Here is a 16915-nt window from a genome sequence, read left to right on the forward strand (position 1 = left end):
AATGGCCGAGTGGATTTCGGGCCAGACCAAGGCGCGACGAGGGCGCGGTGCAGGCACCGTAACCGAGGAGCAACGCAGGGCTGGCTCGAAAGACACCGGCTCTCCCTTCCCCGCGCTTCAGCGCCTCTTCCCCTCACCACCTTCCCTCCATTCTTCCAGTGTATTCTGGAGGTTGGTATCATCCCCCCCTTCCAAAGAGCAGCAGAGAACAAAAAGACAAACCAGCCGCTACCTCCCAGAAGCCGCCAAAAACCGTTCCAAGCGCCCTCGATCCACTGGCTTCGTCCAAAGTCCTTCCTCCTTGACCCAACTCCCCACAATCACCCCATCCCCCACCCGGAGAAACTCCTCCACGTTGACTGCGGTCGCGCCCGAGCCCACCAAGACTGGCACGGCACTCAGGGCCTTGACGGCACGGACCTCCTCCAGGCTGGCTTCCTCCCCGGTATGCGCTCCCGTCACGATCAAGCCATCGGTCAGGAAGAACTCGGCAGCCCGGGCGCACTCTACCAGATCCAAGTCGCCGGTGATGGCGTGGGAACTGTGCTTCTTCTTGATGTCGGTCAGCAAGCGAATCTCCTCGGCCCCGATCCTCTTGCGATAGCGGAGCAAGGCCGCGGCCTGGGAATCGATGTAGCCCTCATCGGCTACGTGAGCGAAAACAAAGCCCTCCACTCGGACGAATTCCATCCCGCTCGCCAAGGCCACGGCCAGGGCCTCTTGGTTGGCAGCTGCTAAAATCTGCAGGCCGAGCGGGCGATCAAACACTTCTCTCACCGCCATCGCGACCGCCGTCATCCCCGCCGTCACCTCAGGAGCCGCCCTCCCTTTTTCATAGGGACGATCGTGCATGTTCTCGATCATGAGCGCGTCCACCCCAGAAGCTTGGTAGATCTCCGCCTCCCGAACGCATTGGCCGATGATTTCCCGCATCGAAAGCGAGTGGCAAGGCGTGCCCGGTAAAGCAGGCACATGAATCATACCCACGACCGCTTTGCGCTCCTCCCAAGGCAAACTCATGCCCCAGGCCTAACCCAAAATCGCCAATCAGAAATCGAAAATCGAAAATCAGGCCCCTCTCCGATCATAGTCCGAGCGAAAGCCCCGCCCCTTCAAGCGAGAATCGCGGATCCCGGAAAGAACTCGATCCGCATGCTCCTTCGGCACGTCCACCAAGGTGTGGCGTGGAAAAATCGTCACCTTGCCCAAGGACCCATCCGGAATCTGGGACTCCCGATAAATCATCCCAATGATCTCGCGGGCCTGCACTCCACTCTGGCGACCAATCGCCAAGAAGAGCCGCGCCATTCCCTGCGGGGCCGCCTCCAGCGGGGCCCGTTCGAACTTCTTGCCCGCTCCTCCTTCTCGCTCCCGCCGCTCCCGTCGCGGCCCTCTCTCAGGACGCTCGTCCTCCCGGTCTTCGATGATCTCCTCCCCCTCGCGAACATCGATTTCGTGCAAAAGCCCCAAAACCGCACCGGCGATATCCGTTGCGGGATGCCCTTGGTCGAGCAGGCGATCCACCTGTTCGGCATACTCATTCCCATTGCCTGCTTCCAACCGCTCCCGGACCGTCTCAAACAAGCGATCCACCCGCTTCCCTTCCACCTCTTCTTGCGAGGGGATCTTGCCGCGCCGGATTTGCTGGCGAGTGTATTTTTGGATGCTCTGGAGTCGATAGACCTCGCGGCCAAAAACAAAGCTGACCGCCGAGCCCGACCGTCCCGCCCGCCCCGTCCGGCCAATCCGGTGCACGTAGTCCTCTGGATCTTGAGGAAGGTCATAATTGAAGACCACATCGATCTCCTCCACATCCAAGCCGCGGGCCGCCACATCCGTAGCCACCAGAAGCTCGACCGTTCCCTCGCGAAAGCGTTTCAAAACTCGTTCCCGCATCGCTTGGGTGATATCGCCATGCAGCCGATCGGCGGCGTAGCCACGCGCCAGCAAGGCCTCCACGCATTCGTCGACCGCCCGCTTGGTATTGCAGAACACAATCCCCAACCGGGCACTCCCCATATCGAGCAAACGGGAAAGCACCTCCACCTTGGAGCGGCCGCGCACCTCGTAGTAGCACTGGTCGACGGTCGCCACCGTCTTGGCCTTCTGCTTGACCTCGACCTTCTCGGGATGACGCCCGAATTGATCGATCAAACGCTCGACCGTCCGCTGCATGGTCGCCGAGAAAAAAAGCGTTTGGCGGGCCGCGGGCAAAGCCCCCAGAATCGCTTCCATGTCTTCCACGAAGCCCATATCGAGCATGCGATCGGCTTCATCCAAGACCGCCAAGCGCACTTTCGAGAAATCGATGTTCCGCCGGTCCATATGGTCCATAATCCGCCCGGGCGTCCCCACCACGATGTGCGCCCCACGTCGCAATTGCCGAACTTGCCGCTCGTAGGGTGCCCCTCCGTAGACCGGGACCGCTCGCAACCCGCTCAACTTTGCGCCCATCCGGTGAATCTCCTCGCAGACCTGCATGGCCAGCTCGCGCGTGGGACAGAGAATGAGAGCTTGGGTTTCGTGAGAGAGGGTATCGATCCGCTCCAGGAGCGGAAGGCCGAAGGCGGCCGTCTTGCCGGAGCCCGTCGCAGACAGACCCACCAAGTCCCGCCCCTCCAAGGCGGGTGGAATGGCGAGCGCTTGGATGGGCGAAGGACGCTCGAAACCCAAGTCCTCCAGCGCAGACAAAAGCTCCGGCCGCAAGCCAAGTTCGGAAAAGGGAGGCGTATTCATAAGAACCATCCCCCGCCGTCAGGGAGCGAAGGGCGCGGAGTCTCGTTCGGAATACACAGAAAGCAAGAAATGCCGAAAAGAACGTCCCCCGAAATGGTAGACAGGGGGTGCTTGGTTTGAGAACTTTAGAATCCGGTCACTCGAGGCGTGTCTTATACCAAGCTCCAGAATTGGCTGGTAGAATGGCCGAGTGGATTTCGGGCCAGACCAAGGCGCGACGAGGGCGCGGTGCAGGCACCGTAACCGAGGAGCAACGCTGGGATGGCTCGAAAGACACCGGCTCTTCCTTCCCCGCGCTTCAGCGCCTCTTCCCCACAACACCTCCCCTCCATTCTTCCAGTGTATTCTGGAGGTTGGTATGAAGAGGCTCACTCGTTCGCTTTTTGCTTGAGCAATTCGCCGATCTTTTCTCCTTTCGTTTGCCAACGCACGAAGGCAAAGAGCAGTCCCACCGTCACCAGAAAATACCACGGCCACCAGGTGAGGGCCTCTCCAAAAACCGCCGTCTCCTGATCCCCGTCCTCTGGCACCGGGACCCGCCCACTCAGGTAGGCCGTTTGCCAGCCGAAAAGAAGCGTGGCCCCACCATAGGCTAAATTCATGGAAAGTCCCTTGATGCTGAGCGTGGTGGCTCGCCGATCCGAAGGCGTCGCTTCATTCAAATACACGGTCTGAAAATACATGGCAAAGCGCATGGCAAAAGCCACCGGAATCACCATCAAGACACCCCAATAGGGAATGGCCAGAGACAGGCCCACCAAGCCCAGGAAGGTCAGGAGCGCCGTGATTCCTAAATTGGTTTCCGGTCGGAGGCGCGCGTGCATCTTCTCGGAAAGCCCCGCGATGAACAAGCCAATCAAGGAAGCGGCTGCCCCCAGAAAGCCATAAAAGGCCTCAGGAATCTCCACCAAACGATAGTAGGAACTCACCAAGGTCAGGTGGGTTCGGATGATGCTGTCGAAGGTCAGACCGACCGCGATCAAGATCAGCACCAGGGGTGTTCTCAAAACCCATTTGGTGGTCCGAAAGGTCTGCCCAAACGCTTCCTGGACCGGACTGGCCGAACCTTTTTGAATCGGCAGTGGGTCTCGCATCCGAAGAGCCACCACCAGGGCGGCCACTCCCGTAAAACAGTTCAACAGGGCCGGCCAGCGCACCGTGTCGCTCTGCTCCAGTTCCCACCCGAGGCCCAACCAACCAGCCAGCTTCGTCATCCAGCCGGGATCGTAGGAAACCGCGCCCAAGACCGAAGTCACGAAAAAGACCACGCTCGACCAACGCATCAGCCCGGCATTCACCTTGGCCCAGCGCCTCTCTCTGCCCTCCTCGGGAAGAGAATCGTAGGCCAGCGCCTCATCCGCCCCGCTGGCGGCCGCCTCCGCCGCCCCACTCAAGACCCGGTTGAAAGCAAAAACCGCAAAGAGCCAAGGACTCCCCACTGGCATGGAGGCTAAAATCACCATTTCGACGACCATCAGGACAGCCGCAAAAACGATGAGCGCCTTACGCCCCACGATGTCCGCGAGAGCGCCCGAGGGCACCTCCAGCAGCACAATGGCTCCTGCCCAAATCGCATTCAGCCAAGCGAACTCCGCCATGCTCAGCCCATAGTCGAGAAACATGATGGCGTAGACCGGGTAGTAGAACCGGCAATTGAAGAACAAGCGCCAGAGCACGAAGAGGCGCGTGTTGCGCTGGGCGAGTTCTTCGTTGGCGGCCGACATCGTGTTCCCTCCTACTTCCTCTCTCTCGAATGGACAGAAAAAACTCAGCGCGGGGAGAGGGGCTGCCCCCGGCCGACACCCCTCCCGCGAGAGCGCAGGCCCCCTCCTCGGGCTTCAGACAGACTGGCCCGCCTCGGCCGCTTCGAGAGCCCTGTCCGGGGACAAGTCCTTTCCGAAAAGCCTCCCCAAGAGGGCTTTGATGTCTTCCAAAACGAGGTAGACCGAAGGCACCAGAATCAGGGTGATGAGCGTGGCAAACAAAATGCCGAAGCTCAAAGAGACCGCCATCGGGATCAAAAACTTGGCCTGCAAATCCTGCTCCAGCAGCATCGGCATGAGACCGGCAAAGGTCGTGAGCGAAGTCAGCGTGATGGCCCGAAAGCGGGCCGAGGCAGCTCGCACGGCCGCTTCCCGCACTGTGGCCGATTCCTTGCGATGGCGATTGACATAATCGACCAACACCAAGCTGTCATTCACCACCACCCCGGCCAAAGCCACGATCCCACACATAGACATGATGCTCAGCTCCAAACCGAGAATCAAATGCCCCACCACGGCCCCGAGAATCCCAAAGGGGATGACGGACATGATGATCAGGGGTTGGATGTAAGAGCGCAGGGGCACGGCCATCAGCACATACATCATCAGCAATGCCAAAAGAAACTTCTGGCCCATCTGCGTGATGCTTTCGTTTTGGTCCTTCTGCTCCCCTTCAAAGGTCCAGCGAACGCCCGGGAACTCCTCCGGGAGCGGGTCCAGGACTTCCTTGGTGAAACGACCGACCACCTGATTGGCATTGGCCACCTCGCTATCGACATCTGCCTGGATATTGACAGTCCGCTGCCGGTCGGTTCGCAGAATGGCAGAGGCTCCCCGCCCGGGCTCGGGAATCGCCACCTGAAGCAGGGGCACCTCCATGCCTTGGGGAGTGCGGATTTTCATCTCCTCAAGACTGTTCACGGAGCGCCGCTCCTCCTCGGGGTAACGCACCATGACTTTGATCTCGTCCTTACCCCGCTGGAGCCGCTGCGCCTCGTCGCCGAAGAAGGCGTGCCGCACTTGGAGCGCAATATCATCCAAACGCAGCCCGAGGGCCTTGCCCGCCGGAGTGAGTTCGCGAAAACGAATTTCTTCCCGTCCCAAACGATTGGAATCAGAAATTCCAAAGACGCCCGGATAGTCCTCCAGGCGCTCTTTCACATGCTGGGTGGCCGCGTCGAGCTGGCGGAGATCCGAACCCGTAATCGCCAGGTCGATGGCCGCCCCACCGCGGGCGGTTTCCGTGATGTAACTCAACTCCAGCACCCCCGGAATGACCCCAGCCAACTCCCGCCAACGCTGCAGGATGCGCTCGGCGGCCACGTCCCGAGTGGCCGCTGCCACCAACTCCACCGTGACCTCCCCGAGGTAGCTGCCCTGAGGACCGCCCTCGTCCACCACGCTGACCGTGAAAGGCTGCCCGCCCGAAGTCGCCAACACATGGACCACCGCCGGGTTCCCTTCCCGATCCTGAAATTCCTCATTCAGCTTCCAGGCAGCCGATTCCAAACGGCGCACTGCTTCTTCGGTATCGACGAAGGGTGCCCCCAGGGGCATCTCGATCTTGGCCGAGATCACATCCCCTTCCACTTGCGGGAAGAACTCCGTCTTGATCCATCCTCCGGCGATCAATCCCAAAATCACACAGAAGGCCACCCCGAAACAGCCAATCACCAAATAGCGAAAGCCGAGCGCCCGTTGGATGAATGGCTGATAGCGCTTTTGAATGAACTTCTCCAAGCCATCCGAAACCCCTCTTTGCCAGCGAGTGATCGGACCGACTTTCTTGTGGGGGTCGCGCGGCTTTAAAAAGGCCAAGTGCGCTGGCAGGACCAACTTCGACTGGACCAGCGAAAAGAGCAGCGTGGGAATCACCACCAAAGGAATGTTCGGCCAGATCTTGCCACTGGCTCCGCTCAGACCGAGCATCGGGGTGAAGGCGGCCGCGGTCGTGAGCACCCCGAAAATCACAATCACCCCCACCTCATGGGTCCCCCGCCAGGCCGCTTCCCTCGGGGGAATGCCTTGCTGGATTTGGGTGTAGACGTTCTCACCTACCACGATGGCATCGTCCACCACGATTCCCAATACCAGGATGAAAGCGAAGAGCGAAATCATATTGATCGAGACGCTCAGCTCCGGCATCATCCAAATCCCTCCCGCGAAGGCGACCGGGATTCCCAAGGCCACCAACATCGCCAGGCTGGGGCGCAAAAAGACGGCTAAGACCAGCATGACCAGCAGAAACCCGGCCAGCGCATTTCGCTGCATGAGATCGAGTCGGCCTTGCAAATACTTGCTCTGGTCATTCCAGATTTCCAGCGTGATGCCTTCCGGAAAAAGATCCTTGGCTTGCGCCAGGTATTGTTTGACCGCCTTGGCGATCACCAGGGTGTCCTGTTCTCCCACCCGGAAGACATTCACCAAAATGGAGGGCTGGCGGTCGAAGCGGGAATTGAGATCGATGTCTTCGAATCCATCTTCGATCTGGGCCAAGTCTCCCAAGTAGACCTGCGAGCCATCGGCGCGGGTCTTCACGACCACACTGGCAAAGTCCTCTTCAGTGTAGCGCTTGCCCATGGCGCGGACCACCACCTCCCCAGCACTCGTTCTCATGGAACCAGCGGGAAGATCGAGCGAGGAGCGCCGGACCGCATTGGCCACTTCCTGCAAGCTGAGATCAAACTTGCGGAGGGTGTTTTCGGGAACCTCGATCGAGATTTCATAAGGACGGGCCGCAGCCAACTCCACTCGCGTAATTTGGGTTTCGCCTCGGAGCATCTGCGCCACTCGATCTCCGAAACCTTCGGCCTCCGGCACATAGGTCAGCAAATCGTCGCGCACCCTCTCTCCCAGACCCCGCAGGGTCTTCTCATCCGTGTCGGCCGAGATGGTGATGCTGAGCACCTGGGACTGCACTTGGACCTGCTCCACGATGGGCTCCTCGGCCTCCTCGGCGAAGTTGTCGATGGCATCGACCTCCGTTTTGATCTCATCCATGACATCGCGCGTGGCATAGCCATTTTCCACTTCCACCGTCACGGTGCCATACCCTCGCGAACTCCGCGAAGTCATACGCCGGATGCCCTCGACATCCGCAATGGCCTCTTCGATCGGGATGACCACCCCCTCCTCCACCTCATCGGGCGTGGCGTTCTCGTAGATGACCTGGACGGAAACGGCATCCAAGGTCAATTCCGGGAAAATTTCCTTCCGGAGTTGGAACCACGTGATGATCCCTCCCATCAGGATGGCCAGCATCATGAAATTGCCCGCGACGTGGTTGCGGGAACACCATTGAATCAATTTTTCCATGCCGGTATCGAGCTAAAGGTCAGGCGGCGTCCGCCATTTGCGGGCCTTCCTTGGGGCCCAGGACATTTCCTTCGAGGTCCACTTCTTCCGCCACATTCACCTCCATGCCTTCGATCGGGGCCTGCAAGCGACTCAAAATAATCCGCTCCCCCGCCTTCAGCCCACCCGAGACATAGACCGTCTCCCGCTGCGAACGCAGGATTTCCACATCGCGAAAGCGCAGGCGATTCTCCGCATCCACCACCATGACTTGGTCCTCTTGATTGAGCGCCACGCGCGGGACCACACTCACCCCCTGCAAGGCCTGCCCTTCCACCACCGCCCGCAGAAAGAACCCCACCGCCGGCCATTCCAGCCCGAAGGGCGCTTCCTGATTTGGCTGCACCTTTGCCACCAGATACTTGGAAAGCGTCTCCCGCTCCAGGGCCCCCTCTTCCCGCAGCACCCGGCCCTCCCAGCGAACCACTTGGCCTCCCACTTCGCCCTCGAAGTGGACAGACGCTTCCAGCTTGCCCTCCTCGTCCCGGGCCAGGAACCCATAATCTTCCAGAGAGACCGGCAGGCGAATCTCAAAGTCAGCCACCGAGTAGACCGTGCCGACCATCATGCCGGGGGAAAGGAAGGCCCCCACATCGGCGTCTTGGGCCAGCACCCGGCAATCATAAGGCGCGCGGATCTCAGTCCGCTCCAGATTGCGGGCCGCCGAGGCCACATTGGCCTCCGCCGCCTTGACCCGGGCCACCGCGCTCCGGAGCTGAGGCTCGCGTAAAGTCAAAGAAGAGGCCTCTCCTTGGCCGAGCCGCTTCCAATCCCGAGCCGCCTGCTCGGCCCGCGCTCGCTCCAACTCCAAAGTGAGCTTGGCCTCCGCCAAGTCCGAGCGGGCCTGCTCCCATTGGGCTTGGTAGTCTTCTTTTTCCAAACTCACCAGCACCTCACCCTGCCGAAAGACCCCCCCCGCCTCAAAGTTCGGGTGGACCCTTTCGACCCGACCACTGACTTGCACCGCCAGGGCGGTCTGCTGCCGAGGTTCTACGAACCCCTGGGTCGAAATCTGGGGCTTCTCCTCACCTGCTTGGAGCGTCAAGATCCGGACAGCCGGAGGGACCACCACTCGCTCCTTCTTCTCGGCCTTGGGTCCTGCCTGGAAGAGTCCGCCCACGATGAGAAAGGCGATGGCGCTTACCCAGACGAGCACTCCGGTTCCGAGAAGCCCCCACTTGAGGGCCAATTTTGGTCGTGACGTTGCCATGATCTTTCTGTTACCGAATTACAATTTCTTAGCCTGGTAATCGCCTCCCAGGGCCAAATGAAGGTCGATGCGATTTTCGAGGCGCTCGCGGCGCACCGTGATCCAATCGGAACTGGCCGAAAGAACGAGCCCTTGGGCGTTCAAAAGGGTGAGAATGTCTCCCACTCCCTCCACGTAGTCCCGGCGCGACTCGACCGATGCCTCCTCCGCCAGCTGGAGAGCCGAATAGAGCGCCTCCTCCTGCCGTGCCAGGAAGCGCTCCACTGCCAAGGCCGTCTCCACCTCCCGGAAAGCTTCTAAGACCGTCTGTTGCAATTCCACCGCCGCCGTCTCGTCCGCCAACTCCCGAAGACGCTTCTCCGTCGTGAGCCGTCCGCCCACAAAAAGCGGCTGCGTCAAATTGCCGGCCAAACTCCAAATCCCAAAATCGCTATTGAGGATCTCATCCAAGTCCTCCGTCGAAGTCCCGGCACTCCCGGTCAGACTGAACTGCGGGAAAAAGGCCCGCTTGGCCTCCGTCAGGCGAAATTTGGTGCCGACGTATCGTCGCTCGGCCGCCAAAATATCCGGCCGCCGCAGGAGCAAGCCCGAAGGCAGGCCCGCCGGCGGCATGGCAGGCGCGCTCGGTAGCCGATTGCCCGCCCCGAGCGCGCCTTGGGGATAACGCCCGAGCAAGATTTCCAGTTGGCGCAGGGAGTCTTCCTTGACCCTTTGCAGTTGGTTCAGGCGAGCTCGCTGCGTTTCTGAATCGGACATGGCCAAGCGCAGCTCGGTGCCCGTTCCCTGGTCGTCCACCTGTCCCATCTCAAACCGGTCGCGAATGATTTGCTCCGTCTCCTTGGTCAGCTGCAAGCTTCTCTCCGCGTTCTCGACTTGCTGGTTGGCCTCGATCAAAGCAAACCAAGCCTTGGACACCTGCGCCACGAGAGAGCTGCGGGCCGCGCGCAATTCCTGCCCTTCGGCCTGCGCGTCCGCCGTGTCTCCCAGCGCGCCCGCCCGCACCCGCCCCCAAATATCCAGCTCCCAACTGAGATCCAGGGAAGCGCCGAAGCTATTGTTGCGATTGACCAGCACCTCGCCCGGCGCCTGCGTGCCCGCGCCCCCGAATTCTGGGAAGCCAATAAAATTCTGGCGCCGACGCGAAGAATCCAAACCCCCATTCAAAATGGGGCTGAGATCCGACATGGCCCGCTTGGCCGTGAATTCAGCCTGCTGCACGCGGAGGCCGGCCAGCTTGAGGTCGTAATTATTCTCCAGCGCCTCCCCAATGAGTGCTTCCAACCGCTTGTCCCCAAATCGCTCGACCCATTGGTGATCCACGCCGGCCCGCCCCTCGGTCGTGGCAAACCACCGCTCCGGAGTTAGCTCTTGCGCCTTTCCCATGCGGATGTCTTGCAGGGATCCGACGCAAGCCGACCCCACCAGAGACACTCCTAACAAAAAGCTCTTACTTGCTTTCATCTGTAGCGGGGGCGCGGTAGCCAAAGGCGCAAAATTGAGTCATCCGACGCATCACCGTCTCCGAATCGGGCCGGCCGGAGCGGCCTTGCGAAATCGTGGGAAGCCAGTCGGCGTGCAAAAGAGTCTGCACCATCACGCCGACCGTGAAGTGCAAGCGCCAGAGCAGCTCTTCCTCGTCCAGATGGGGAACGGCCCGCTCCAACGCCTGAGAAAAGCGACTCACCATCCGCTGGAAAAGCTCGGCCGCCTCGCTTGGCAGCCGGTGGTTTCGCTCCGAAATGCAGCGACCCATGAACTTGTAAAAAATGGCCTCCGAACGCTCGCTTTGACTCACCACCGTTCGCAAAGGCTGGAGAAAGGCCTCCACGATCTCTGCCACCTCAGCCGGCTCCCCCCGCTCTTCCAATTTCTCCAAAAGAGCCAGCCGATCCGCATTCACCCAATTCATGTAACGAGAAGTCATCTGGTCAATCAGCTCCTCCTTGCCGCCAAAATGATAATGCACAGCCGCTAGATTCACCTCAGCCTCCTGCGTCAACTCCCGCAGAGAAACCGCCTCAAAGCCCTGCTCCGCAAAAAGGCGCTCGGCGGTCTCCATGATCCGCTGGCGGGTGCCAGCTTCGGCTTCGTTGCTCACAGTCGTCACAATGAAATCAAACGATTGTTTGAATGATCTGGACTCCGTTAAAACAAACGTTTGAACGACGCAAGCGGATTGTGGGAAAGAAATAGGCTCTTCTCCTACGATTCTTTCCTCCCTCTTAACCAATTCATTCTCAAGGGTTCCCAAACAAAGCGCCCCCTCTCCTTCGCGGTTTGCGCTTGCGAAGATTGGAAAAACAGCTATAGGCCGCGCCCCTCTCTGCACCTTCGGACCCACCGCTTTCCGCCATGTCGATACGCGTCGCGATTCAGCACCGCACGAGCTACACCTATGACCGGCTCGTTCAGCATTACCCGCACATCTTCCGCCTGCGACCTGCCCCTCACTGCCGGACCCCCATCTTCAGCTACTCGTTTCAGGTCGAGGGCGGGGAGCACTACCTGAATTGGCAGCAGGACCCTTTTGGCAATTACCAGGCCCGCCTCGTCTTTCCTGAAAAGATGCGCCGGATGGAAATCAGCGTCGAAGTCATCGCCGACATGGTGACCATCAATCCCTTCGACTTCTTCCTCGAGGAAGCGGCTGAGGAATTTCCCTTCCCCTACAGCTCGGCCCTCAAAAAAGAACTCTCCCCCTACCTCCGGCGCAACCCCCGGGTCGGGCAGCTCTTCAAGGACTTCCTCGCTCGGGTCGACCTCACACCCCGCCGGACGGTAGACTTCCTGGTGGACGTCAATCAACTGGTCTACCAAGCCGTCGACTACGGCATCCGCATGGAACCTGGAGTGCAAACCCCGCACGAAACGCTCAAGCGCGGCCAAGGTTCCTGCCGGGACTCCGCCTGGCTCATGGTCGAACTCCTTCGCCACCTCGGGTTGGCGGCACGCTTTGTCAGCGGCTACCTCATCCAGCTCAAGCCCGACCAGGAAAGTCTCGATGGCCCCTCCGGCCCCCCGAGCGACTTCACAGACCTCCATGCCTGGGTCGAAGCCTACGTGCCCGGAGGCGGCTGGATCGGCCTCGACCCCACCTCCGGGCTCTTCGCAGGGGAGGGCCACATCCCCCTGGCGGCCGCGCCCCACTTCCGGAGCGCCGCCCCCATCGAAGGGCGCACCAGCGAATGTGAAACCACCTTCGACTTCTCAAACGAAGTCTACCGCATCCGAGAAGCCCCGCGCGTGACCCAACCCTACCAGCCCGCGCAGTGGGAAAAAATCGACGCCCTCGGAAAGCTGGCCGACCGGCGACTTGCCGACCTCGGCGTGAAAATGACCACCGGAGGGGAGCCCACCTTCGTGGCGCTGGACCACCCGGACGAAGCCGAGTGGAACACCGCCGCCGACGGCCCCCAAAAACGCCGCCTCGCCAACGTGCTCTTGCGCAAAATGAAAGACCACTTCGGACCGGGCGGCCTCCTCCTGCACACCCAGGGAAAATGGTATCCCGGAGAGGACCTCCCCCGCTGGGCCGAGCAGTGTTACTGGCGCAAAGACGGCCAGCCGCTCTGGCATCATCCCGAACTCCTGGCCGACACCGCCATCGACTACGGACATGGCATCGAAGACGCGGAACGCTTTGCCCGACGCTTCACCGAAGTCCTCGGCGTCCAGCCCCACGTCGTCCCCGGCTACGAAGACCTCTTCTTCTATCTCTGGAAGGAAGGGACTCTCCCCTACAATACCGACCCCCATCACTGGAAGCTCGATGAAGACTTCGAGCGGGCCAACCTCGTCCGCACCCTCGACCAGGGCCTCAAAACCGCCACCGGCTACGCCATCCCCTTGCAATGGGATCACCGGGTAGACAAATGGACCAGCAGCGACTGGGTCTTCCGCCGCCCGCACATGTTCCTCATGCCCGGCTCCTCCCCTATGGGCCTGCGCCTGCCTCTTCGCTCCTTGCCCTGGATTCCTGAGGACAAGCGTCCTCTGCCCTTTGACCGCTCACCCTTGGAAGCGCTCGAAGAACTGCAAAACCCGCTCGAAAAATTCGCCAACCGTTACCAGGAATTCCTTCCCGACGTGCAGGCTTGGATGGAATCGATCGGCATGGGCCGCAGCGGCCCTCAGCAGGCCCTCCAAAGCCTCTTCCCCACGGATGATCCCGTCCACCTCGAGGAAGGTGAGCTGCAAGCCTTCACCGCCATGACCGTCCAGCCCCGTCAGGGAAAAGTGCACCTCTTCCTCCCACCCGCCAATCACCTCGAACACTACCTCGAGCTCGTGGCGGCGGCTGAAATCACCGCCAAAGAACTCGACCTGCCCCTCGTCCTGGAGGGTTATGAGCCCCCTCACGACCATCGACTGCAAAACTTCAAGATCACCCCGGATCCCGGCGTCATCGAAGTCAACACCCACCCGGCCAAAAGCTGGGAAGAGCAGAAATTCATCACCGAAACCCTCTACCGGGAAGCTCGCGCCAGCCGACTCGGCACGGACAAATTCCTCCACGATGGCCGCCACACCGGCACCGGAGGGGGCAACCACGTCACCATCGGGGGGGAAATCCCCGCGGAGAGCCCCTTTCTCCGTCGCCCAGAACTGCTCCAAAGCTTCCTCACCTACTGGCAGCATCACCCGGCCCTCTCCTACCTCTTCTCGGGCCTCTTCATTGGCCCCACCAGCCAGGCACCGCGAGTCGACGAAGCCCGGACCGATCGCCTCTACGACCTCGAAGTCGCCTTCCAAGGCATCCCCAAAGGCGAGGTCCAGCAGCCCTGGATCGTCGACCGCGCCTTGCGCAACTTCCTGACCGACCTCACCGGCAACACCCACCGGGCGGAATTCTGCATCGACAAACTCTTCTCCCCAGACAGCTCGACCGGACGCCTCGGCATCGTCGAATTCCGCGGCTTCGAAATGCCCCCTCACCCCCAAATGAGCCTCGTGCAAAACGTCCTCCTGCGCACCCTCCTGGCCAAATTCTGGGAGCAGCCCTACGACAAACGCCTCGTGCGCTGGGGCACCGAGCTGCATGACAAATTCATGCTCCCCCACTTCTGTCGCCAGGACATGAAGGACGTGGCCGAAGACCTCACCGCGAGCGGCTTCCCCATGGAACTCGACTGGTTTGAACCCTTCGTAGAGTTCCGCTTTCCGCTCGTGGGCACGGTCGACTACGATGGGATCGAGCTGGAAGTCCGCAACGCCATCGAGCCATGGACCGTCCTGGGCGAGGAATCGGCCGCTGGCGGCACCGCCCGCTACGTCGACTCCTCCATCGAGCGCATTCAGGTCAAAGTGACCGGTTTGACCGACCGGCGGCATGTCCTGGCCTGCAATGGGCGCCAAATCCCGCTTCGCAGCACCGGGACCCACGGAGAATATGTGGCCGGCATCCGCTACAAAGCCTGGAACCCCCACTCCTCCCTCCACCCCTTCACCCCACTCGACAGCCCGCTCCAGATCGACCTCTTCGACACCTGGAGCGACCGCTCTCTCGGCGGCTGCACCTACCACGTGGCCCACCCCGGGGGACGCAACCCTGAGACCGCACCGGTCAATGCTTACGAAGCCGAAGGGCGACGCCTCTCCCGCTTCCAAAGCCATGGCCACCAGCAAGGACTCCGCCCCCGCGATCTCCAGCCACTGGACGAAGAAGCCATCGAAGAATTCCCAGTCACGCTCGACATGCGCCGGGCCGCCGAAACCCGTCGCCTCGCCACCTCTCGCTAAGCCTGGTCAGCCAGCTGCCGGATAAACTGGCAGAACGGCAGCGTGAATTTCGAGAGAATTGCCCTCCAGGTCGCAGCGCGAAAGGGGTCGTCATGATGACGCATTCTCACCTGCCCCTTTTTTGCGAGGAAGTCCCACTTATACCAAGCTCCAGAATTGGCTGGTAGAATGGCCGAGTGGATTTCGGGCCAGACCAAGGCGCGACGAGGGCGCGGTGCAGGCACCGTAACCGAGGAGCAACGCAGGCCTGGCTCGAAAGACACCGGCTCTCCCTTCCCCACGCTTCAGCGCCTCTTCCCCACAACACCTTCCCTCCATTCTACCAGTGAATTCTGGAGGTTGGTATTACAGGTGAAAGAGGCACCCCCCCGCCTTGAACTCCCGGAACGCTCCCTCACCGCACTCACTGGTGGACATCACGGTGAAGCCTTGAAAACCTCACCCCCACAAGCGATGGAGCAGCCATGCCCCTCGTCCTTAAATACCTGATTACCGCTGGACTGGTGGTTCTCGTTTCAGAGATCGCCCGGCGTAGCGATCGACTCGGCGCACTCATCGCCTCTCTGCCATTGGTCACCCTTCTGGCCATGTGTTGGCTCTACGCTGAGAAACAAAGCACCGAAAAAATCGCCAACCACGCCTGGTATACCTTCTGGTATGTCCTCCCCACCTTACCCATGTTCCTCCTCCTTCCCTGGATGCTGAACAAAGGCATTCCCTTCCTCGTCACCCTCGCGGCCGCTTGCGTCCTCACATTCGCCTGCTTTGGCGGCCTGGCCCTCATCGGAAAACGCTTCGGCCTCGAACTCCTCCCCTAAGCCCTCCAGAAACCAGAGCAGCAAGCTATCCCCGGTGGCCCGCGACGTCCCCGGCGCGGTGGGGGGAGACTTTTTGTTCTGGGTGCAGCCTTACCCAAGTGATAGCTAGCCGGAAAGCCCTTGGGTGGGTGAGTGGTTTGCACATCGGCTCATCGCACCCGCCGCGCCGGGGACGTCGCGGCCCACCAAGGCTAGGCGTTTTTCAGGTAGATCTTCGTGGTTTAAACAATGACTTCTCGATGCAGCGTAACCCTCCGCTCCAAGCTCAGTCTTCGAAGGTTTCCAGCTAGGCCCGGTTTTTTGGCGCTGTCTTGGCTGATCTGGCAGGCCGCAAAGCCAACAGTAGCTTTGAGCCAGCTGGACCGTTTGCTGGGCGGCCTGAGGTAGTCGAGTAGCAAGCTACAGGAGTAGTTTTCCAGTCTCTTCTCAAAGAGTCCGGCTCATACCAAGCTGCGGAATTGGCTGGTAAAATGGCCGAGTGGATTTCGGGCCAGGCCAAGGCGCGACGAGGGCGCGGTGCAGGCACCGTAACCGAGGAGCAACGCTGGGCTGGCTCGAAAGACTCCGGCTCTTCCTTCCCCGCGCTTCAGCGCCTCTTCCCCACAACACCTTCCCTCCATTCTTCCAGTGAATTCTGGAGATTGGTATCAGATGGGGTTGAGGTGAAGGTCGTTGATGCGGGTGGGAGCGGGCGAGATCTCCGCGTTCGCGGGACTCAGCGCCGGCGCTCCTTGAGTAGCTTTTGCGGTTGCCGATCTCGTCGTAAGTGTAGTTCCAGTCGGTGAGGTTGCTGCCGGGCGTGCTGTAGTTAGGCTCGGCGTTATGGTCTGCGGCGGCGACTTCTCCTTTCTCGTTGTAGCCGTATTTGAGCACGCCGTCGCTGAGGCCGGGGATGGTGCCGCCGCATTCCATGCCGATTCTCTGTCCGAGTTCGTTGAGCTGCCAAGTTCAGCTCGTCTCCTCGGTTAAAAGAGTCAATATTTGTCAGGCTGTTGCCTGACCCCTATTTGTTGTAATGGATTGTCGCCCAACCCCCTTCATAAACTATTTTTACAAAATCGCCGCCTTTATTTTCTTTTTTGCCTTAAATAGCCATGCCTCAAATTCGCCAATAATAATAGAAGTGGCTCTTCGCGGAAAATAATGGGAGAGAAGTGAAGTGGTCTCCCTAACGGAGCCAAAAAGAGTTGGATTTAGTTGAAGCTGAAGTGAGGGGTGAGGTGGTTAGTTTGTTGTCGTTGGAGAGGTGGAATGGAGGGGGCTGGAGCGTTAGCGGAAGGCCTCGCAATGGAAGC

The 16915-nt window shown here is 60.4% G+C and carries 9 protein-coding genes; 2 read left to right on the top strand and 7 right to left on the bottom strand.

The genetic code is table 11. The annotated features are described in order from the left end of the window. Nucleotides 1-228: 228 nt before the first annotated feature. The 7 genes from AAF555_04440 to AAF555_04470 form a co-directional block, all read right to left on the bottom strand. Nucleotides 229-1020, bottom strand: coding sequence for a BtpA/SgcQ family protein (locus tag AAF555_04440; protein ID MEM6910811.1), 792 nt, complete (start codon nt 1018-1020; stop codon nt 229-231). A gap of 48 nt (nt 1021-1068) precedes the next feature. Beyond that, nucleotides 1069-2736, bottom strand: coding sequence for a DEAD/DEAH box helicase (locus AAF555_04445; GenBank protein ID MEM6910812.1), 1668 nt, complete (start codon nt 2734-2736; stop codon nt 1069-1071). A 368-nt stretch (nt 2737-3104) separates the two neighbouring features. Further along, nucleotides 3105-4460 (bottom strand): MFS transporter, encoded by a 1356-nt coding sequence (locus tag AAF555_04450; protein MEM6910813.1) that lies wholly within the window; start codon nt 4458-4460, stop codon nt 3105-3107. Nucleotides 4461-4574: 114 nt separating this feature from the next. Beyond that, nucleotides 4575-7814 (bottom strand): efflux RND transporter permease subunit, encoded by a 3240-nt coding sequence (locus AAF555_04455; protein ID MEM6910814.1) that lies wholly within the window; start codon nt 7812-7814, stop codon nt 4575-4577. Nucleotides 7815-7833: 19 nt separating this feature from the next. Then, nucleotides 7834-9063: an efflux RND transporter periplasmic adaptor subunit gene (locus AAF555_04460; GenBank protein MEM6910815.1), complete on the bottom strand. Its 1230-nt coding sequence runs from the start codon at nt 9061-9063 to the stop codon at nt 7834-7836. 18 nt (nt 9064-9081) lie between these two features. Continuing rightward, entirely contained in the window at nt 9082-10524 is a 1443-nt protein-coding gene (locus tag AAF555_04465) for a TolC family protein (protein MEM6910816.1), read from the bottom strand. Beyond that, nucleotides 10511-11170, bottom strand: a complete 660-nt coding sequence (locus AAF555_04470) for a TetR/AcrR family transcriptional regulator (GenBank protein MEM6910817.1) — start codon at nt 11168-11170, stop codon at nt 10511-10513. The genes AAF555_04465 and AAF555_04470 overlap by 14 nt, the downstream gene beginning before the upstream one ends. Before the next feature lie 245 nt (nt 11171-11415). Here AAF555_04470 and AAF555_04475 point away from each other — a divergent pair, with 245 nt between their 5' ends. Next, nucleotides 11416-14802 carry a transglutaminase family protein gene (locus AAF555_04475; GenBank protein MEM6910818.1) on the top strand — a complete coding sequence of 1129 codons (3387 nt, stop codon included), beginning with the start codon at nt 11416-11418 and terminating at the stop codon, nt 14800-14802. A gap of 464 nt (nt 14803-15266) precedes the next feature. Continuing rightward, the gene (locus AAF555_04480; protein MEM6910819.1) at nt 15267-15620 is read left to right on the top strand and encodes a DUF3147 family protein; all 354 of its coding nucleotides are present in this window, start codon (nt 15267-15269) and stop codon (nt 15618-15620) included. Nucleotides 15621-16915: the final 1295 nt, after the last annotated feature.

The organism is Verrucomicrobiota bacterium (genome assembly GCA_039027815.1).
Classification (GTDB): Bacteria; Verrucomicrobiota; Verrucomicrobiia; order Verrucomicrobiales; family JBCCJK01; genus JBCCJK01.

Coding starts and splice junctions, on each gene's coding strand:
- AAF555_04440 (MEM6910811.1), bottom strand. CDS start 1,020: ATGAGTTTGCCTTGGGAGGAGCGCAAAGCGGTCGTGGGTATGATTCAT.
- AAF555_04445 (MEM6910812.1), bottom strand. CDS start 2,736: ATGAATACGCCTCCCTTTTCCGAACTTGGCTTGCGGCCGGAGCTTTTG.
- AAF555_04450 (MEM6910813.1), bottom strand. CDS start 4,460: ATGTCGGCCGCCAACGAAGAACTCGCCCAGCGCAACACGCGCCTCTTC.
- AAF555_04455 (MEM6910814.1), bottom strand. CDS start 7,814: ATGGAAAAATTGATTCAATGGTGTTCCCGCAACCACGTCGCGGGCAAT.
- AAF555_04460 (MEM6910815.1), bottom strand. CDS start 9,063: ATGGCAACGTCACGACCAAAATTGGCCCTCAAGTGGGGGCTTCTCGGA.
- AAF555_04465 (MEM6910816.1), bottom strand. CDS start 10,524: ATGAAAGCAAGTAAGAGCTTTTTGTTAGGAGTGTCTCTGGTGGGGTCG.
- AAF555_04475 (MEM6910818.1), top strand. CDS start 11,416: ATGTCGATACGCGTCGCGATTCAGCACCGCACGAGCTACACCTATGAC.
- AAF555_04480 (MEM6910819.1), top strand. CDS start 15,267: ATGCCCCTCGTCCTTAAATACCTGATTACCGCTGGACTGGTGGTTCTC.